Genomic DNA, 19,294 nt, shown 5'->3' on the forward strand with positions numbered 1-19,294 from the left:
ACTCTTGTTACGAAATCCATCGTGGGTGGGCCCGAAAGTACATTCGGGCCGAGCGTAGCGAGCAGGAGGTTGCTGAGAGAACTTGCGATTTCAGTTCGCATTTTTGATGCTGAATCGCAGACAGTATGAGTCACATTTTCTCATTAGACAACGAGTGAGCTGCGACCTCCCGTTTATTCGAATGTTATATCCGGTCCCATTGGGAGTGTGGTCCAGTTTGGATGTCACCAGGCGGCCGGGCACATGGGCACCGCCCCTACAAGTCAATCGGATCGGATTCCCGGTTCTGAATCGATCTGTTGCTCTGTCAGTTTCCTGTGCCTGCGGCAATCCCGGATTTTATCCGGGAGCACCCGACCCGGAAGATGCTAGTTGAGGCCGAGGTCGGCGTAGATGGCGTCGTTGATTTCTTTTGCGCGGCGCTGGTGTTTGGGCTCCCCTGGTCTGCCATTCGCGACGACCGCGACGACCAGTTCCCGTTCCGGATCTGCAAAGGCGATGGAAGACTGAGAGCCGCCGTGCCCGAAGGTCGGTTCAGAAGCGGCCTCACCAAATCCGTAGGGAACGGTTTGAGCGCCGTAGCGATTTGAATTGACGATGAAGCCCAGGCCGTAGTCGACTTTGTGCTGCAGGGTCAGGTCGAATTCATCGACGCGATGCCGGGTGGTCATGGTTTCGACCGTCTGTGGTTCAAACAGAGGCATTCCCGCATTGAGCAGGCATTCGTAGAACCAGCCCAGCTCACGGATGGGGCCACGGGCATTTCCGCCGGGCGAAGCTTTAACACACCGCGGCGCCTCGTGCCAGTCGGTGAGCAGCATCTCCCCTTTGTCTCGCTGATAGACATACGCGATGTTCTCTTTAGACTGTTCGTAAACTTCGGCAGGCATGCCGAGCCAGCTGCCGGTCATACCCAGGGGTTCAAGAATCAGTTCCCGCATGGCCTGGGGATAAGCGGTTTCGGTAATTCGCTGCAGGACTTCACCGAGGATGAACCAGCTGGACGAAACATGGTAGCCTGCAGATTTGCCGATCTGCCAGTTCTCTTCGAGGGGCGCGTCACAGATGCGTTGCAGGGATTCTTCCCAGCTCAGTTCCGGCCAGCCGGGATCGACGTTACGGAAGCCGGCAGTGTGATTGAGGATGTGCAGCAGCGTGATCGGTTCTTTACCGTGCGTGCCGAACTCGGGGATGAACCGGGTGACGCGGTCGTCAAGGCTCAGTTGTCCCTGTTCCCAGAGACGGGCGATGGCCATCGCTGTCAGTGGTTTTCCTGCAGAGAGCCAGAGGTTGATTGTCTCGGCGGTCATAGGCACTCCGGGACGTGCTTCGCCGACGCCGGTATCCGCGATGGTTTCTCCCTGGTGAGAGACGTAGATCTGTACGCCGGTATGCAGTCCTGCTTCGATCCCTGCGAGGATGCGTTGTTCGGTGGTGGGGAGACGATCAGACAGTGTGGACACGGAAAACTCGCTGGGTTCAGGGTTCGGGATTGAGGCATTAAGCGCACATTGCTTTTAGCGGAATGCGGGGGGGAATTCAACTGAGGGTATCACGTAGGGGCCACCCTGTGTGGTGGCCCGCTGTATTGGTACCGTTTGTGCGGTGGTATTCGAAAGTGGTATTCGGTCCCTTTCGAAGTGTGATCTGATCTGGATGTCACCAGGCGGGCGGGCACATAGGCACCGCCCCTACAAGTCGCTCAGCTTGGTTTCCTGGTTCTGGATTGATGGGTGGGCCCGAATGTACATTCGGGCCGAGCGGAGCGAGCAGGAGGTTGCTGTGGGAACTTTCGGATTAAGTTCACATTTTCAATGTATAATAGCAACTTGAGTGAGGCGCGTTTTCTCATCATACAATGTGTGAACTGCGACCTCCTGTTGCCTGCGGCAATCCCGAATTGCATTCGGGACCACCCGGGACGGGAGATTTTTGGGTTCGAGTGGGGTTGATGATTTCTGATTGATATGGGTTCTGGTATTATGGGATTGACCATCCCCAACCCGCGCCGGTTGATGTTTGAGTTCTTACTCACTCTGAAAGGAAGCGAGACGACCAGCCATGAAGATTACCGCGATTAAGACCTTTCCCGTACGCATTCCCCTCAAACCGGAACGCCGCATGATCTCCGCACTGGGGAAACATGATGTTTCCCAATACCTGGTGTTACGAGTTGAGACCGATGCCGGGATTGAAGGGGCCGGTGAGGCGACGGTCATCTCCCGCTGGAGTGGTGAGACGGTCTGGGGCGCTCAGGCACTGGTGGACCGGATCTTTACTCCCCTGCTGTTGGGGCATGATCCGTGTGATATTGATGGTGTGAATCTGATCATGGACAAGATCGCGCAGGGGAACTGGTTTGCCAAGTCAGCAATTGAGATGGCCTGCTGGGATATTAAAGGCAAAGAAGCGGGTAAGCCCGTGTATGAACTGCTGGGCGGCGCTGCCCGCAGTCGGTCGATTAAGTGCCGGTTCTCCATGGGCGCTTATTCGCTGGAACGGGCCGAGCGGAGAACAAAGGAACTGGTGGAAGCCGGCTTCAGCACGATTAAGGTCAAGGTGGGGACGAATCCCGATGACGATGTGGCTCGCGTCAAGATGGTGCGGGAAACGATGGGCCCGGACCTGGAGCTGACCATTGATGCGAATGCGGGCTGGGATGCAGCGACCGCGATTGCCGCGATGGAACGCATGGAAGACTACAATGTGGCCCTGTTCGAACAGCCAACACATCGGGGCGATTTTGCGGCACTGGCTGAAGTGAGACGGGCGATCAAGCCGGAGATCATGGCGGATGACATCTGCTTTGACCTGGCGGATGCCAAAGAGTGTATTCGCAACGAAGCCTGTGATGTGATCAACGTGTATCCCGGCAAGAACGGGGGCATCAGCAAGACGGTCGAGATTGTGAAATACGCCGGCGCACATGGAATCCCCTGCAGTATCGGTTCGAACCTGGAGCTGGATATCGCTTCGGCCGCGATGTGTCATTCGGTGATCGCCTGTCCCAACATGAACATCGAAGAGTACCCGGGGGATATTCTGGGACCGGAATACCATGAAATCTCGGTCGTCAAGAATCCGCTGCAGATCGAAGGCCCTGTCATCACATTGCCCGAGGCTCCCGGACTGGGAGTGGAAGTTGACTGGGGCATTGTCGAAGCCAACCCCTGCAGTTAAGCTCTGCTGATTCGTCCTTTCTCAAACACAAGTTTTATATGGAAACAACCCTGATGAATGATAATTACGTCGCCCTGATTACCGGTTCTGCCACAGGCGTGGGGCGGGCCTGTGCCCTGCGGCTGGCCGAAGAGGGCTTTGACATTGTCGTCAACTACTCGCAGAGCCAGGCAGAAGCCGAGGAAACCAAAACGCTGGTGGAAGAACTGGGTGTGCAGGCGCTGTTGATTCAGTGCGATGTCAGCGATGATGCCGGCGTCAAGAAGATGGTGGGCGAGGTTGAAGAGAAATGGGGGCGGCTGGATGTGCTCGTGAATAATGCGGGGACTACCGAATTCATCGAACACACCGACCTGGACGCGGTAACCGAGGAGATCTGGGATCGTCTGCTGGGCGTGAATCTGAAAGGGCCCTTCTTCTGTATCCGTGCCGCCGCGAAGCTGTTACGCGAGAGCGATATTGGCGCGGCGGTGAACGTGAGTTCGACTGCAGGCGTAGATGGACGCGGTTCGAGTGTACCTTACTGTGCGAGTAAGGGAGCGCTGAATACGATGACGAAATCACTGGCCCGTGCCCTCGGACCGGAGATTCGCGTGAACTCTGTCTGCCCCGGTCCGATCGACAGCCGCTGGCTGAAACGGGTGATGACCGATGAGCAGCTGGCGGAGATGACCTCCGAGTACCCAATCCCCCGCCCTGCCCTGCCGGAAGATATTGCGGATACCGTGGTCTATCTCGCGCTGGGAACGTCACTCTCCACCGGACAGCTGCTGGTCGTCGATGGCGGCAGGACAATGTAACCGGTTGGTCTACTTCGATTCATTCCAGTAGATCTTCAGATTATGGGAATTGCGACCGGCGGCGACGATATCAATTTTGCCGTCGCCGTTCAGGTCGCCCAGACGCAGGTCTTCACAGGCCATGCCGTTGTCGTCGATCCAGGCTGACTCCCACGTTTTTCCTGAGGCGTCGGTGGCCCAGTAGACTTTAACGCCGACCTTCTGATCTTTATTGGGCGTGCGCCAGCCTGCGACGATTTCCTGTCGCGAATCACCGAACAGGTCTGCTGTGGCGACCGCGTGGCCGGCTTTGATGTTGTCGTCCAGAACCTGGCGCTGGTCGATTCCCCTGTTCGAGGCAGCTGACTGGTAGAGTACCAGGCGATCGCCGTGCAGGGGTTCGATGGTGGCGATGAACGGGCTGTCCGCAGACAGCTGGCCCATGCGGATTTCTCCACTCCCTTCGATGAGGGGGAATTTCTGCGTAGACCATTTGCCGTTCTGGTAGGAGAGCAGCATCGCGCCTTCGCGGCCGGCATAGAGAATTTCTTCCGCCGGAGTGGAGGGGATCCACTGGGCGGGATCGAGATTGTGAGTGACGTGCATCGTGTCTTCGATGACGGTCTGCTGCCACTCGTCCCGGGGGTTATCCGGCTTTTCGTAAGCGATGAGTTTGACGCCGGCCCCTTCACCCCGCTTGTTGCCTTTTCCGTGCAGAGGAGAAACGACGAGCGCGAATTTCTGATCGTCCAGTTTGACCCAGCGCATGCGATGCACGACCGGCTGGTTAGGTAGCTTTACTGGTTCCCAGAGTTGACTGCGGTCGGCCGGGGGAACGAGATAGAAGACGGCACCGGAATTCAGGGTGTCGCCGGGATTCCATTGTCCGCCGACAGCGATTTCGACTTTTCCGTCGCCGTCAATATCGCGGGCGGCGATGCAGACGTTGTCGCGTTTGGTCAGGTTCTCGGCGATGACGTGTCGCTGCCAGCTCGGGTTTTCGTACCAGACGAATTCTTTCTTGTCGGCCAGCAGGATGTCCGGCTTTCCATCTCCGTTGACGTCACCGATGGCGGTGCCGTAGCCGATCTCGACGGTATCGTCGATGGTCTGTGGTTTGAATTTCGGAGTTGCGTCTGCGGCGAAACAGACAGAGGTCGAGAACAGGCAGGCGGTGATCAAGGCTGAGCGCAGCATGGGAAACCTTTTATCGATACACGGGGACAGGCGGGATGATGTTGACAACCATGATTGAAGCCGATTGGGGTCGGGAATGCAAGGAATTTCGGAGTTCATGTTCTGTTACTGAAGCGAGCTGTTCCTGCTTTACAGTTCAATTTGCGCAGTACCTACGGGTGGCACTGACGGTTTTTGTCTGTCCCCGTCGGTGCCGATGGGTATGTTTGTGGGTGATCACAGGCGTTGTTTTTACACGCGGCTGCGAACGAATGCCATCTTCCGGAACGGCGCGAGGGCGTCAAGCGGAATTCGTATTCTGAATTCACTGCGAGTGCACCTGAAATTCAGGTGAGAATCATTTGAAATGCGTTGAGTATGCTCCGAAATGATTTGAAATGGGACGAGACATTGAGAACCGGTTCAGGCTGTTCCGGTGATAATCGGAAAAATTCGACGTCGATTCAGGTGCATCTGAGTCACTGGTTCGTCGTGTTCCAGTGCATGCATCGTCCGCCTCGCGCGCGAAGCACAATTGCAACAAGATATGATTCGGTGAGAGCCGATCAAGTTCAATTTGAGCAGGTTGATGAGAGGGACGTTCAGTGAGGGAAACGACAGGCTGGGATTTGGGCAGGTGGGAGTTTGGGAGAACAGATGTGGTGGATGGTCATGTCCTGATAAGCACTGTTGGGCAAGCCAACAGTGGCACCCGATCACTGGAGAGAGATTGAAATGCGAATCAGAAACTGGCTGCGTGTACTCTGCGACCTCCTGTTGCCTGCGGCAATCCCGAATTGCATTCGGGACCACCCCGGGGAGCGTTTATCTGGTTCCCCTGGTGTGTTTCGCTGTCGACGTGACGTCAAGAGGCGGGCGGGCACATGGGCACCGCCCCTACGCAGGGAATCATATCGAGAAGGTTCAAGCGAAGAGCTGTTTGAGTGGTTCGCCGCCGTCGTTGATGGGGATGGGGCGTTCGAGGGAGTCGGGGAGCATCAGGCCCGGGTCGATTCCCAGCGCCCAGTAGATGGTGGCGGCGAGGTCTTCAGGAGTCGTGGGATGCTCAATTGGTTTGGTGGCCTGGCGGTCGGAACTGCCGTAAGTGGTGCCTCCCTGGATGCCGGCTCCGGCAAGCAGTGCCGGGAAGAGCTGGCTCCAGTGGCCGCGGCCCCAGCTCTTGTTTGGTTTGGGAGTGCGGCCCATTTCACCCAGGGCGACGACGAGTGTTTCGTCGAGCATGCCCCGCTGTTCCAGGTCGGCCAGCAGTGTGGCGCAGCCCTGATCGAAGGTCGGCAGCAGGTTCTGTTTGACATCGTCACTGTTGCGATGCGAGTCCCAGCTGTACCCGTCGACACAGTCGTAATGCACGGTGACGAAGCGCACGCCGGCTTCCACGAGGCGGCGGGCCATCAGACAGGATTGACCGAACAGGTGCCGTCCGTACTGATCGCGGAGGGCATCCGGTTCCTGTTTGATGTCGAGCGCATTGCGGGTGTTGTCGGAAGTCAAAAGGGCGAGCGCCCGTTGTCGAAAGCGGTCGAAGATCTGGGCGTCCTCTTTGTCGAAGTTGCGTTTCATCAGATCGAAGTGCTTGAGCAGATCGATGCGACGCTGAATCGTCGACAGGGGAACTTCAGGGGCGAGCCCCTCAATCTGGTAACTGAGTTCTTTATCGGTGCAGTCGCGCCAGTAGGGATTGTCGGTCGAGTCGCGGCTGTCCACGGTGGTGGAGAGCGGATTGTAGGCGCGTCCCAGCCAGCCCGCGTATTCACCGGGGCGGATGTAGCGACCGCCGGCCTGCAGGCGACCGAGTCGATTGGGGAGCACGGTGTAGTTGGGGAGATCGCGTTCGAGTCCGCCGGGTGTGTGCTGGGTCAGGTATTCGACGACCGATCCCATCGAAGGCCAGTCTTTGGGAGTCGCATCGAAACCACCGCCGATGGGCAGGTGCCAGCGTTGTCCCGTCTGAATGTAATGTCCGCCGCCACTGTGATCGTTGAAAGTGTGCGTCATGCTGCGGACGACGGAGAATTTGTCGGAGACATTCGCCAGTCGCGGCAGGTGTTCGCTGATCAGCAGTCCCGGCGTACGACAGTCGATGGGCTGGAAAGGCCCGCGAATTTCGCTGGGTGCTTCCGGCTTCATGTCGAAGGTTTCGAGCTGACTCGGGCCGCCGAAGAGGAACAGGAAGATGACGGATTTCGCCCGACCACCCTGAAACGGGTTGACGATCTGCTGCTGTTCCGCCTGCAGCATTTTCGGGAGCGAGAGACCGAGGAGCCCTGCTCCGCCGGTGGTAAGGACATCGCGACGGGACATCTTTCCCGCGGCGCGCTGGGGCTGATTCAGAATCGAGAACATGGGGTGAACCTTTCGTTCCATTCAGTCTGTTACGTGAATTCGATTCCTGCTCGTGCCAGCAGTGAGAAGTCCCGGCGAGGCGGCCGGAAACTTCTGTCGCGACATTCTAACAATTCATCGGCGGGCTGTCTCTATGATATGCAAGGTTTTTTATGTGTTTTTTCAGGACCGAAAAAAGTTAATTTCTGTTGTAGGTTTTGTGGTGACATGCAGTTACATTGGATAACAGATAATCAGGTACTGAGGAGTCGAGTTCATCGCGCTACGTCATCTCTCTTTCAGATCGCAGGAGATTCAGGGAATGCTTTCGTTACGGAATCAGTGTTTGTTGCTGGCTTTACAGGTTTTATGTTTTACCGGGTTCAACGGGATGCGTCCCGCACAGGCGGAAGACTGGCCACAGTTCCGCGGCCCGAACTGCTCTGGTGTCTCCACGGAAAAACATAAACTGCCGGCTGAGTTCGACGATCAGAAAAATGTGATCTGGTCCGCAGAACTGGGCGACGGCATCGGCTGTCCGGTGGTTGCGGGCGGACGCGTATTTACATCGGGAATGGTCGACAAGGAGAAGGTCGGCCTGTATGCCTTTGACGCTGAGACCGGTAAGAAACTGTGGGAACGGACCTGGAATACGGGTGAGCTTTTAGAGATTCACAAAACCAACAGCTTTGCCGCCACGACTCCGGCTGCGGATGACGAGCGGGTTTACTTTTACTTCAGCACACTCGGGATGCTGGCCGTCGATGCGGAAACGGGAGCGGATGTCTGGAAACAGGAACTGCCGATACCCTACTTCGTCTTCAAATGGGGCGCGGGGATGTCCCCGACTCTGTATAAGGACCTGGTGCTGTTCTGTCAGGACGACGACCTGGCGCCGGCATTTTATGCCTTCGATAAAAAGACTGGGAAAATTGTCTGGAAAGATGATCGCAGCGACCAGGCGGTGAACTACTCGCATCCCGTGATCTGTGAAACGGATAAAGGAGATGAAATCGTGGTGGCCGGTACCGGGAAACTGATCGGCTACGATCCGAAGACCGGCAAGCGGCTCTGGAGTGCACGTACCCTGCTGCGAAATATCAAAACCACGCCGGTCAGCCGGGACGGGATCATCTATGTCTCGCTGCAGAGTGGCGGGATTGCCAATCAGTGGCTGGCTTCGATCGACCGCTGGGAGACCGGTAACAGCGATGGTAAGGTGACCAAGGAAGAGATCCAGGCATTCGTCGGTAAAACCAAAGTTCCTGAGGCGTTCTACAAGAAGACTTTCGACCGGGGCGATCTGAACAAAGACGGTGCTCTGGAAGGAGAAGAACTGGACATCGCGTTTCTGCCTCCCGGAAATGAAGCGGGTGCCAAGTTTGGTGAAGAACCGGCCCAGGAGTTCGTACTGGCCGTCAAAGGGGGCGGACGCGGCGACGTGACGAAATCGCATCTGCTCTGGAAGCATAAGACCAAGTACACCGACCATATCGTCTCACCGCTGGTGACAGAGAACCGGATGTTCCTGGTCAAAGGGGGCGGAATTTCGACCTGTTATGAAATCGACAAAGGCAAGAAGGTCTGGGGACCGAAACGGATTCAGAACGAATGCGAATACTTTGCCTCTCCGATTTATGGTGACGGGAAGATTTATGTCGCCGGCGAAAACGGGAAGATCGTGGTGCTGGAAGACGGTCCCGAGCAGAAGATCATCGCCAAGAACGACATGGGAGATTCGATTCTGGGGACCCCGGCGATCGCTGACGGGCGGTTGTTTATTCGGACCCGCAAGCATCTGTATTCTATAGGATTGAAATAATTGTGAAGTGGCTGCGTTTCAAATTTCCATTTCGAGTCAAAAGCATGCTGTCTGCGGGCAGCATGCTTTTGGTGTTTCTGCTGTCTCAGATCTCTGTACAAGCTGAGCAACCGGTGTTCGTGCATTACATGCCCTGGTATGCGTCAAAGCCGGTCAGTGGACAATGGGGCTGGCACTGGACGATGGGGCATTTCAATCCGGATAAGCTGGCTGGAAAAGGGATCAGAGAAGCGGCCACGCATGATCCCCCTGTCATCGGGCTGTATGATTCGAATGATCCCGATGTGCTGGAGTGTCAGGTCCTGCTCATGAAACTGGCGGGGATTGAGGGGGTGATCATCGACTGGTACGGGATCACGGATTTTCGCGATTACGGAATGGTGCACCGTAACACGCAGCACCTGGTCAAATTTGTGAAACGGGCCGGATTGAAGTTCGCAATCTGTTACGAAGACCAGACACTCAAACATCTGGTGGAGGGAAAACAGATTCCCGCCTCTCAGGTGATGGCCCAGGGGAAATCCGTGATGGGCTGGCTGGACGAGCACTGGTTTGGCGATGACGCTTATCTACAGGTGGACGGCAAGCCTCTGCTGCTGGTTTTCGGTCCTCAGTATTTAAATCAATCACAGTGGAATGAATTGAGAACCGGCTTGAAACATTCGCCCCTGATCTGTGGATTGCCGCATCTGGTTCAACCCGCCGGTCTGGACGGACTCTTTGCCTGGCCCCCTGTTTCCGGCGGGAAAACGATCACGCCTGAAATGTGGCGGAAACGGCTCACTGAGTACTACGCACGAGCGCCACAGGAGACGGTTATTTCAGTAGCCTTTCCCGGCTTTCGCGACATCTATCAGCAGGCGGGCCTGCATGCGAGCTATGGATCAATCGACGCCCGGGATGGAAGAACCTTACAGGAAACGTTGCGACTGGCAGCCGACAGCAAGACGCCGCTGATTCAGGTCGCGACCTGGAACGATTACGGTGAGGGAACTGTAGTGGAACCGCAGGCACAGGGGGGCTATCGGAATCTGGAGATCATCCGGTCGTTTATTGATGCACGGTCTCCCCGGAAAGTTACAGGGACGGCCTGCGATTTACGGCTGCCGGTGTTATGGTATCGACTCAAGAAACAGTATGCGGGTGAGCAGACCGTGACGGCAAAACTGAATGAAGCTGCCGCCCTGCTCCTGGCGGGAGACATAGAGCCGGCCCGTCGGATTCTGGAAGAGTTTGCGTTGGATGAGTGAGTAAACGGGATGGGTTTGATGTTCATCAGTCGTCTCTTGGTCGAGATCATCTGGTGGCGGATCTTTACCTTTTCCGGGCCGATCCGATCTGTATGATCTTTCTTTAAAGTGAGGCTCGCTCTTCATCACAGACAGCGTGCTCCCTGTGACCTCCTGTTGCCTGCGGCAATACCGGATTACATCCGGTACCACCCGGCATTGAGGTTTCGAGAAACATTGAGGGGCACCCTGTTTCGTGTTTTTTGAGATTGGTATCCGGTCCCATTTGAAGTGTCAACTGATTCGTCTGTCGCGAGGCGGGCAGGCACACAGACCAGCCCCTACGCCGCACCTGGTTTGATTTCTAAATCTGAAAATCCCGGTTTTGCTTGATCTTCGCTGTTGATCTGGTAATATGCACAATCGATTGTGCAAAGGGGTTCCATGAGCAAGTCTGTAAATAAATCGATTACGTTGAAAGAGGTCGCTGCCGCTGCCGGGGTGAGCGTCTCGACGGCTTCACGGGCACTCTCCGGGAAGGCGGAGGCGTATCGCATCAGCAGTGCGACCGAGCAGTCGGTGCGGAAAGCAGCCGAAAAACTGCAGTTCTCCCCCAGCCTGCTGGCGCGATCGTTGCGTTCTCAACAGACCAAACTTCTGGGCGTGGTGCTGCCTAATGTGGCGAACCCTTTCTTTGCGGCGATTGCGCGGGAGATCACCCTGGCGGCCGAGGAAGAGGGCTATTCGGTGCTGCTGACGGACAGTCAGGAGAACAGTGAGACCGAGGCCCGGCTGGTGGACCAGCTGCAGGCGAGACAGATTGAAGGGCTGGTGGTCTGCCCGGTGGGGATTGAGAATCGCCATTTGAAATCGCTGGCAAAACAGAAGCTGCCCCTGGTGCTGGTCGATCGTGGCTTTGACGATCCCGCGCTGGTGAGTGTGACGTCCGATCATCGGGCGGGAGCCCGGGAGGGGATGCAGCAACTCCTGGAAGCGGGACACAAGACAATCGGCGTGTTACAGGGATTGCCCGAGACCCTGCCCAACCGGGAACGACTGGCGGGCGTGCAGGCCGCTCTGGAGGATCAGGGACTGAAGTATGATCCGAGACTGATCGCCGGTCATAATTTTGATGAAGCTTCCGGATATGCAGCAGTGAAAACGCTGCTCACGGAACGTCTCGAGATCACTGCGCTGTTTGCTTTCAGTAACCAGAACGCACTGGGGGCACTGCGGGCGGCCAGCGAACTGGGACGTGTAATTCCCGATGATCTGTCATTGATCGCATTCGACGATCACCCGTTTGCCGCTTATCTGGCTGCGCCACTTTCGTCGGTCAGCCAGGATGTGAACCAGCTGGGGCGCGTGGCGGCCCGCTTACTGCTGGAGCAGATCCGGACCGGCGTACCACCCGAACAGAAACATTATCAGATTCCCGTCCAGCTCATTCAACGGGCTTCCATACAGCCGCCCGCCTGAGCGAGGACGATTTATCAACCAGAAGAAGGACATCCTGCAATGAAACGATTCCCTCAGATGCTCGCCCTGACGGCAGCGGTGCTCAGTTTGGTCTGTGCAGTGCCGCTGAACCGGATTACTGCTGCCGAGCCGGAACGCCCGGTTCCGCTGATCTTTGACACGGATATCGGAAACGATGTGGACGATGTTCTCGCGTTGGGCATGATTCACGCGCTGGAGGCCCGTGGCGACTGCAAGCTGCTGGCGGTGACCATTACGAAAGACAACCCGCTGGCGGCGTCTTTCACCGATGCCGTGAATACGTTTTACGGTAAGGGAGATGTCCCGATCGGGATCTGCAAGAGCGGCGTCACACCCCAGACTGGCAAGTTTAATGTGCTGGCGGAAAAGAAAGACAACGGCCAGCTGCGGTATCCACACGATCTGACGGATCCAAAACAGGCGCCTTCAGCCGTGACGGTGTTGCGGAAGGCACTGGCGGGAGCGAAAGATCATTCGGTGGTGATCGCGCAGGTCGGGTTCTCGACGAACCTGGCGAATCTGCTCAAGTCACCCGCGGATGACATCAGTCCGCTGACCGGGGAGCAGCTGGTAAAACAGAAAGTGAAGCTGCTGTCAGTAATGGCGGGAGCGTTTGAGAAGATTCCGAGTAAGGGGAAGATGGTCGATCATCGGGAATACAACGTGGTGAAAGACATTCCAGCGGCGCAGAAACTGGCGCAAGACTGGCCAACGCCGATTGTCTGGAGCGGCTTTGAGATTGGTCTCTCGGTCCCCTACCCGCATGAGAGTATCCTGGAAGATTATAACTACGTAGATCATCATCCGCTGGCGGAGGCTTATATTCTGTACATTCCGCCGCCGCACGATCGTCCTACGTGGGATCTGACCAGCGTGCTGTACGGCGTCTTTCCGCATCGGGGGTATTTCGATCTGTCTGAGGCAGGCACCGTGACCGTTGAGAAAGATGGCCTGACGACCTTTCAAAAATCAGCGGACGGCAAGCATCGCTATCTGAAACTGAATGAAGTGCAGCGGGCCCGCCTGATTGAAGCACTCGTGCAACTCTCCAGTCAGCCTCCTCAGAAATAGTAGAACGGGAGGCCGTGATGAGCGAGATACGACGTGCGCGCATTGCCGTGCTGGGGTCGATCAACATGGATCTGATGATCCGGTCGACGAAGTTACCCCTGCCAGGCGAGACGGTGATCGCAGAGGCGAAAGTCGAAAACCCCGGAGGTAAAGGTGCCAACCAGGCGGTCGCCGCAGCGCGGATGGGAGCGGAAGTGACCATGATCGGCTGCGTGGGGGATGACAGTTTCGCAGAGGAACTGCTGCAGAACCTGGAAGCCGAAGGCGTGCAGACGCAACTCGTCTCGCGTAAGCGAGAGACCACCAGCGGCGTCGCGGTGGTGATGGTGGAGACGAGCGGCGAAAACGCGATTCTGGTGGTCCCCGGTGCCAACGGTCTGGTGGGACCGGCGGAACTGGAACAGGCGCGGCAGGTGATCTGTGACAGCGATGTATTGCTGATGCAGCTCGAGGTCCCGGTGGAGACGGTGATCGCAGCTGCGAAGATCGCACGGGAGGCGGGGGTGCCTGTGATTCTGGATCCGGCCCCTGCCCCGGCTCACTTCCCGGCGGAGTTGCTAGACGTGGATCTGATCTGTCCGAATCAGTCGGAGGCGGCGGCACTGCTGGGGCAATCTGTCGGATCCGTGGAGGAGGCAGTGGCTCTCGTTTCTGAACTGGCACAGCAGGGACCGCGACGGGCGATTATTACGCTCGCCGATCAGGGGGCGGTCCTCTTTGATGGCGAGTGTGTGGAAACGGTAGCCTCATTTAAAGTCGATGCGGTCGACTCGACGGCAGCCGGGGATGCGTTTGCGGCGGGACTGGCAGTCCGACTGGCGGAACAGGCCGATTTGAAGGAAGCCGTCCGGTTTGCTTCGGCGGCGGGGGCCCTGGCGGCATCCGGGGCGGGCGCCCAGTCGGCGATGCCGACGCGGGAACAGATTGAAACACTTTTAACCAAATAAGACAGGAGCGCTTCGATGAATCAGTTCAGGAAAGGGGCCAGGCTGGCCCTGGCGATGACAATCTGTAGTCTGCTGCTGAGTTGTGCAGAGCCAGCGGATAATGCAGCGAAATCGAGTGAGGAGAAATCAGAGAATCAGAAGCCAAAGATTGCGTTGATTATGAAATCGCTGGCGAATGATTTCTTCTCGACGATGGCCAAAGGGGCGGAAACGCATCAGCAGGAGCATGGCGCCGAATACGAGTTGGTCGTCAACGGGATCAAGGATGAACGCGATCTGAGTCGCCAGGTGGCGCTGGTCGAAGAGATGGTCGCCAGCGGCGTGGATGCGATTGTAATTGCCCCGGCGGATTCAAAAGCACTGGTGCCGGCTCTGCGACGGGCCCGTGAAGCGGGTGTGGTCGTGATCAATATCGACAACAAGCTGGATCAGGAAATTCTAGAAGCGGAGAAGATCGAGATCCCGTTTGTCGGTCCTGATAACAAAGCGGGAGCTAAGAAAGTAGGCGAATATCTGGCCAAACAGCTGAAAGCCGGGGATGAAGTGATCGTGCTGGAGGGGATCCGGACTTCGTTCAACGGGACACAGCGGCGGCTCGGTTTTGAAGAGGCGATGAAGGCCGCAGATATCAAGATTGCGGACAGCCAGTCGGCCCAGTGGGAAATGAGCATGGCGAATACGCTGGCGCTGTCGATGCTGAGCGAACATCCCAAGGTCAAGGCGATCCTGGCGGCGAATGACAGTATGGCACTGGGAGCCCTGGCGGCGGTGAAGAACAACGGCAAAGCGGGGGATGTGCTGATTGTCGGCTTTGATAACATCGCTGCGGTGCAGCAGGCGATTAAAGACGGACAGATTCTGGCGACCGCGGATCAGCATGGCGATCAACTGGCCGTGTATGGAATCGAGTATGCCCTGAATCTGCTCAAGGATCCGCAGGCGAAACTGGAAGATCGGGAGACGCCCGTCGATCTGGTGACGGCTGAGGTTCTGAAATGACGGGTACGCCGCCGCGGTTTTCGACAGAAGGGCTTTCGAAGGACTACGTGGTGCGTGTGCTCGATGGTGTGCAGTTTGAACTGCGCGCGGGCGAGATTCACGCGCTGGTAGGCGCCAACGGAGCCGGGAAGAGCACGCTGTGCAAAATGATTTCCGGCCTGGTCCCGCTGACGGAAGGTCAGATGTTGTTGAACGGTGTCCCCTACTCTCCCGCCGACAAGCGATCGGCGGAGTCGCTGGGCGTGCAGATAGTGCAGCAGGAACTGAACCTGATACCGACGCTCTCCGTGGCCGAGAATCTGCTGCTGGGACGCTATCCGCAGCGGTGGGGCGTGATCGATCGTCGGGAACTGCAGCGGCGGGCTCGTACGGCGCTGGACCGGTTCGGGCTCACGGATATCGCTACGGATCAGAGTGCCGAGAGTTTGGGAGTGGGCCAGCAACAGATGCTGGAGATCGCGGCAGCGCTGGATCGAAAGTGTGAGCTGCTGATTCTAGATGAGCCGACGGCGGCGCTGAGTGCGGGCGAAACGGAGCGTCTGTTTGCACGACTGGATGAGTTGCGTGCGCAGGGCGTGGGGATCATTTATATCAGCCATCGCCTGGATGAGATCGCGCGGATTGCGGACCGGCTGACCGTGTTGCGGGACGGGAAGTATGTCAGCACGCATGCGGTCAGCGAGTTTCAGCCGATCGAGCGGGTGGTGGATCTGATGACCGGAGAGACACAGGCGGTGCAGCATGCGCTGCAGGAGCACACGAACCACTCCCAGACGCAGACGCTGTTACGCGTGGACGGCATGACGGGAGGACCGGTTCAGGAGGTCAGCTTTTCCGTGCAGGCGGGAGAACGGTATGGGATCGCGGGTCTGGTGGGCGCGGGACGGACGGAACTGTTGCGGCTGATTTTTGGAGCCGATCGCGCGACGCGGGGTGACGTTTTTCTGCGGGGCGAGAGTGTGCCCCGTCGATTTAGTCATCCGCATGAAGCGGTGGCGGCGAAAATGGCGATGGTGACGGAGGACCGCAAGCAGAACGGATTGTTGCTCTCGCAGTCCATTCGGGTGAATACGACGCTGCCCAGTCTGGATCGACTGGCGGGGACTGCAGGCGTGATCGACCGTCAGCGGGAAGCGTCAGTTGTGCGGACTGAATGGGAACGACTGGGGATTCGTGCCCGGGACATGGAACAGAGCGTGGGCACGCTCAGCGGGGGGAATCAGCAAAAGGTCGCGGTGGCGAAGTGGCTGCTCAAGGATGCGGATGTGTTTCTGTTTGACGAACCGACGCGGGGCATCGATGTGGCGGCGCGGCGGAAAATTCATCAGCTGTTTGATGAACTGGCCCGGCAAGGGAAAGCCCTGGTAATTGTCAGCAGTGACCTGGAAGAACTGTTCGAGACCTGTGACCGGATCGGTGTGATGTCGGCAGGTCGGCTGGTGAGCGAATATGGAAGGGAGGAGTGGTCGTATGACGCGATTATGCAGGACTGTTTTGCAGGGTATGCATCACAAGAGAAAACGAAAATCGGAGGATCGACGCGATGACTGACTCCCCTGCTCCACTCCCGGAAAACCAATCGTCGCGCGGCGGGCTGACGTATTCACTGTTTCAATATGCGGGCCTGCTGGGTGTGCTGGTGCTGCTGGTATTGATTTTCCACCGGATGAGTGATCACTTTCTGACGCGGCAGACGCTGGCTACGGTGGCGAATAACATTCCGGACCTGCTGGTGATTTCGGTGGGAATGACGCTGGTGCTGATAATTGGCGGGATCGATCTATCCGTCGGCTCGCTGCTGGCACTTTCCTCGGCGGTGCTGGGCGTGTGCATGGTCGACTGGGGCTGGCCTTTGTGGGCGGCGGTGCCTGTCTGCCTGGGGACCGGTGCGCTGTGCGGGATGCTGAATGGTGTGATCAGTGTGAAGGCGGGGATTCCTTCGTTTATTGTGACGCTGGGTATGCTGGAGATGGCACGCGGCGGTGCGTACCTGCTGACCGATTCGCAGACAAAGTACATCGGTTCGTCGATTGAATGGATCGGTGTGCCCGTGAAGGGGCTGCTGTTCTCACCCGCATTTCTGCTGGCACTGGTGATTGTGGCGGTGGGACAATATCTGCTGACGCGGACGGTTTTTGGTCGCTATTGTATGGCGATCGGAACGAATGCGGAGGCGGTGCGGATGTCGGGAATTCGGACGGCCCCCTGCTCGATCGTGGTGTTTACGATCAGTGGTCTGTTGTGTGGTCTGGCGGGCGTGATGCAGACCTCGCGACTCTCAACGGCAGATCCGAATGCGGCGGTGGGACTCGAACTTTCGGCGATTGCGGCCTGTGTGATTGGCGGGACGAGCCTGATGGGCGGCCGTGGTTCGGTGATTAATACATTCTTTGGTGTGCTGATCATCGCGGTGCTGCAGACGGGGCTGGCCCAGATTGGAGCGACCGATCCTCTCAAGCGGGTGATCACCGGGGCGGTGATTATCGTCGCGGTGCTGCTGGATGCGGCGCGGCAGCGGTGGAAACGTGGTGGTTGACCACTGACGGTATGAAATATTGCTACCACCGCCGGCACGAAAGATACGAAAAAGGAGGCATCATTTGCTGTCTGTTTATAGGGTGGCTACAATTCATTTGTGCACTGTTGGGTGGCACTGTTGGCTTGCCAACAGTGATGGAGCGAGGTTGATGTTGATCACCACAAAAACAATGGAGAAAGATTTTTCAGGGATCAATTTATAAATCAGGTTACAACCATTTATGACCAGAAATCGAAAACGGATCAGGCATTTTCATGGATTGGGTGATTGTCATGAACTAACGTTTTCGTGCTATCAGAACAGGTCTCTGTTAGTTTGTGATCTCTGGAGTCAGATGTTGTGTCAGTCAATTGATCGTGCCTTGAGGCGTTATCAGTTTGGCTTGATTGCCTTTGTGATTATGCCGAATCATTTACATATGCTGGTTTATCCGAAACAGAGGGAATGTCGAGTTGATCGTTTGCTGTGGGCAATAAAACGTCCCTTTTCATATCGCATTAAGCAGTTACTGCAGGAAACACAAAATCCATTGCTGGATCACCTGATAATCAGGGATCGTCCTGGAAGTACTATCTTTCGATTCTGGCAGGAAGGGCCTGGATATGATCGGAACCTGTCGTCATTGAAAGCTGTTGAGGCATCGATTGACTATATTCACTTGAATCCAGTCAAGAAGAAACTGGTAGATTATTGTCGGGACTGGAAATGGTCGAGTGCTCGCTGGTATGAGAGCGAAGGAAAGTTGGTTGATTCAGATTTGCCTGAGCTGAGTGGCCTTCCATGGGATTTTTTTGAATCTGATCAGGAGTGAATCTTTCCTGGTTGGGCAGCTGTATCTCAGCACTGTTGGGCAAGCCAACAGTGCCACCCAACCACCCGACAAATCACACGGTTGCACTTCGGTTAACGTCCCTGTCCTTGCGACCGGATATGGGAAGCTTTCGAAGCAGGACTTCGGAGTCGCATTACGAAGGGTTCTGTCGGCACGCGAGTGGGGCTTTGAACTTGTGAATGTAGTGGAACGGAACGCGTATGGGTTGGAGGAGATTCAGGAGGGGTATCGTGGGGAGCAGGAGTAACTAAGAAAAATAAATTTTTTACTACCACGAAATGCACGAAAGACACGAAAATGATAAGTAAGAGGGTGGTAAGTAAAAGTCTAGTTGTTTTGATTTGGGCTAATTCAGGATTCAATAATGACCAGCGATACCAGCACGAACTCTTCCTTTGTTCAACGCCTGTTCCAGGGGCTGCTCAAATTGCTGGGGTGGAAGAAAAGCGAGGAAGTTCATGATGCGGAACTGGCTGAACCTGACAATCCTGATGAGCCCACGTTTATCACACTGGAAATGGAAACCTTGCGGGTGATGAAATCAGTGGGGGTTCGTCATCAGCAGGTCCCCCTGTCGAGTGTCATATTACGGTTTAGTCTGACAGGGAATGAAGTCGACGGATTCGAGGCCTGTCTGGACTTTCAGAATCGTGATCAGGAAGATCCGGATCTGGACCTGGGACAGGATGTGAAGGGGCTGCGACTTGTCACCAGGCGAGAGAATGAGCAGGCTTTCTCAGGAACAATCGTCAGGTATATGAATTCCAATGGAACGTATGGCTTCTATTTTGACGGGCCGTTTTTCCATCAACAATATGCAAAACGTCGCTGATGAATTGGGAACAAATCGTCTCTGGTTCGTACTGTCTGCTCTTTT

At 56.4% G+C, this 19,294-nt stretch carries 15 protein-coding genes; 12 read left to right on the forward strand and 3 right to left on the reverse strand.

Features of this window, described 5'->3' with window-relative positions; all coding sequences use genetic code 11:
- Positions 1–368: 368 nt before the first annotated feature.
- Positions 369–1,463, reverse strand: coding sequence for a serine hydrolase domain-containing protein (locus tag FYZ48_RS26775; RefSeq protein WP_149345562.1), 1,095 nt, complete (start codon positions 1,461–1,463; stop codon positions 369–371).
- A 598-nt stretch (positions 1,464–2,061) separates the two neighbouring features.
- On the opposite strand from FYZ48_RS26775, the gene FYZ48_RS26780 reads away from it, so the two are divergent.
- Positions 2,062–3,180 (forward strand): mandelate racemase/muconate lactonizing enzyme family protein, encoded by a 1,119-nt coding sequence (locus FYZ48_RS26780; protein WP_149345563.1) that lies wholly within the window; start codon positions 2,062–2,064, stop codon positions 3,178–3,180.
- 53 nt (positions 3,181–3,233) lie between these two features.
- Entirely contained in the window at positions 3,234–3,980 is a 747-nt protein-coding gene (locus tag FYZ48_RS26785; protein WP_145039560.1) for an SDR family NAD(P)-dependent oxidoreductase, read from the forward strand.
- 9 nt (positions 3,981–3,989) lie between these two features.
- Here the strand turns inward: FYZ48_RS26785 and FYZ48_RS26790 are convergent, their stop codons facing one another.
- Together FYZ48_RS26790 and FYZ48_RS26795 are read right to left on the reverse strand one after the other, a co-directional pair.
- A complete protein-coding gene (locus FYZ48_RS26790) occupies positions 3,990–5,156 on the reverse strand; it encodes an FG-GAP repeat domain-containing protein (RefSeq protein WP_149345564.1) in 1,167 nt (388 codons plus the stop codon).
- A gap of 903 nt (positions 5,157–6,059) precedes the next feature.
- On the reverse strand, positions 6,060–7,499 hold the full coding sequence (locus FYZ48_RS26795) for a DUF1501 domain-containing protein (protein WP_145039566.1): 1,440 nt from the start codon (positions 7,497–7,499) through the stop codon (positions 6,060–6,062).
- Positions 7,500–7,800: 301 nt separating this feature from the next.
- On the opposite strand from FYZ48_RS26795, the gene FYZ48_RS26800 reads away from it, so the two are divergent.
- The 10 genes from FYZ48_RS26800 to FYZ48_RS26845 all read left to right on the forward strand — a co-directional run bounded on the left by FYZ48_RS26800 (position 7,801) and on the right by FYZ48_RS26845 (position 19,249).
- On the forward strand, positions 7,801–9,300 hold the full coding sequence (locus tag FYZ48_RS26800; RefSeq protein ID WP_149345565.1) for an outer membrane protein assembly factor BamB family protein: 1,500 nt from the start codon (positions 7,801–7,803) through the stop codon (positions 9,298–9,300).
- 71 nt (positions 9,301–9,371) lie between these two features.
- Positions 9,372–10,550, forward strand: coding sequence for a glycoside hydrolase family 71/99-like protein (locus FYZ48_RS26805; protein WP_187782245.1), 1,179 nt, complete (start codon positions 9,372–9,374; stop codon positions 10,548–10,550).
- Positions 10,551–10,973: 423 nt separating this feature from the next.
- Positions 10,974–12,008: a LacI family DNA-binding transcriptional regulator gene (locus tag FYZ48_RS26810; RefSeq protein ID WP_149345567.1), complete on the forward strand. Its 1,035-nt coding sequence runs from the start codon at positions 10,974–10,976 to the stop codon at positions 12,006–12,008.
- A gap of 39 nt (positions 12,009–12,047) precedes the next feature.
- Positions 12,048–13,100, forward strand: coding sequence for a nucleoside hydrolase (locus FYZ48_RS26815; RefSeq protein WP_198422288.1), 1,053 nt, complete (start codon positions 12,048–12,050; stop codon positions 13,098–13,100).
- Between the two features lie 17 nt (positions 13,101–13,117).
- Positions 13,118–14,047: a ribokinase gene (rbsK, locus tag FYZ48_RS26820; RefSeq protein ID WP_149345568.1), complete on the forward strand. Its 930-nt coding sequence runs from the start codon at positions 13,118–13,120 to the stop codon at positions 14,045–14,047.
- 15 nt (positions 14,048–14,062) lie between these two features.
- Positions 14,063–15,046: a sugar ABC transporter substrate-binding protein gene (locus FYZ48_RS26825; protein ID WP_149345569.1), complete on the forward strand. Its 984-nt coding sequence runs from the start codon at positions 14,063–14,065 to the stop codon at positions 15,044–15,046.
- The gene (locus FYZ48_RS26830) at positions 15,043–16,593 is read left to right on the forward strand and encodes a sugar ABC transporter ATP-binding protein (protein ID WP_149345570.1); all 1,551 of its coding nucleotides are present in this window, start codon (positions 15,043–15,045) and stop codon (positions 16,591–16,593) included. The genes FYZ48_RS26825 and FYZ48_RS26830 overlap by 4 nt, the downstream gene beginning before the upstream one ends.
- Positions 16,590–17,582: an ABC transporter permease gene (locus FYZ48_RS26835; protein WP_149345571.1), complete on the forward strand. Its 993-nt coding sequence runs from the start codon at positions 16,590–16,592 to the stop codon at positions 17,580–17,582. The genes FYZ48_RS26830 and FYZ48_RS26835 overlap by 4 nt, the downstream gene beginning before the upstream one ends.
- A 223-nt stretch (positions 17,583–17,805) precedes the next feature.
- Positions 17,806–18,396, forward strand: coding sequence for an REP-associated tyrosine transposase (locus tag FYZ48_RS26840; RefSeq protein ID WP_149345572.1), 591 nt, complete (start codon positions 17,806–17,808; stop codon positions 18,394–18,396).
- Between the two features lie 385 nt (positions 18,397–18,781).
- On the forward strand, positions 18,782–19,249 hold the full coding sequence (locus tag FYZ48_RS26845) for a hypothetical protein (RefSeq protein WP_149345573.1): 468 nt from the start codon (positions 18,782–18,784) through the stop codon (positions 19,247–19,249).
- Positions 19,250–19,294: the final 45 nt, after the last annotated feature.

The organism is Gimesia chilikensis (genome assembly GCF_008329715.1).
GTDB classification, from domain to species: domain Bacteria; phylum Planctomycetota; class Planctomycetia; order Planctomycetales; family Planctomycetaceae; genus Gimesia; species Gimesia chilikensis.

Excerpts from the sequence above, each read along its gene's own strand:
- FYZ48_RS26780 (WP_149345563.1), top strand. The coding sequence starts at position 2,062 with ATGAAGATTACCGCGATTAAGACCTTTCCCGTACGCATTCCCCTCAAA.
- FYZ48_RS26785 (WP_145039560.1), top strand. The coding sequence starts at position 3,234 with ATGAATGATAATTACGTCGCCCTGATTACCGGTTCTGCCACAGGCGTG.
- FYZ48_RS26790 (WP_149345564.1), bottom strand. The coding sequence starts at position 5,156 with ATGCTGCGCTCAGCCTTGATCACCGCCTGCCTGTTCTCGACCTCTGTC.
- FYZ48_RS26795 (WP_145039566.1), bottom strand. The coding sequence starts at position 7,499 with ATGTTCTCGATTCTGAATCAGCCCCAGCGCGCCGCGGGAAAGATGTCC.
- FYZ48_RS26800 (WP_149345565.1), top strand. The coding sequence starts at position 7,801 with ATGCTTTCGTTACGGAATCAGTGTTTGTTGCTGGCTTTACAGGTTTTA.
- FYZ48_RS26810 (WP_149345567.1), top strand. The coding sequence starts at position 10,974 with ATGAGCAAGTCTGTAAATAAATCGATTACGTTGAAAGAGGTCGCTGCC.
- FYZ48_RS26815 (WP_198422288.1), top strand. The coding sequence starts at position 12,048 with ATGAAACGATTCCCTCAGATGCTCGCCCTGACGGCAGCGGTGCTCAGT.
- rbsK (WP_149345568.1), top strand. The coding sequence starts at position 13,118 with ATGAGCGAGATACGACGTGCGCGCATTGCCGTGCTGGGGTCGATCAAC.
- FYZ48_RS26825 (WP_149345569.1), top strand. The coding sequence starts at position 14,063 with ATGAATCAGTTCAGGAAAGGGGCCAGGCTGGCCCTGGCGATGACAATC.
- FYZ48_RS26830 (WP_149345570.1), top strand. The coding sequence starts at position 15,043 with ATGACGGGTACGCCGCCGCGGTTTTCGACAGAAGGGCTTTCGAAGGAC.
- FYZ48_RS26835 (WP_149345571.1), top strand. The coding sequence starts at position 16,590 with ATGACTGACTCCCCTGCTCCACTCCCGGAAAACCAATCGTCGCGCGGC.
- FYZ48_RS26840 (WP_149345572.1), top strand. The coding sequence starts at position 17,806 with ATGACCAGAAATCGAAAACGGATCAGGCATTTTCATGGATTGGGTGAT.
- FYZ48_RS26845 (WP_149345573.1), top strand. The coding sequence starts at position 18,782 with ATGACCAGCGATACCAGCACGAACTCTTCCTTTGTTCAACGCCTGTTC.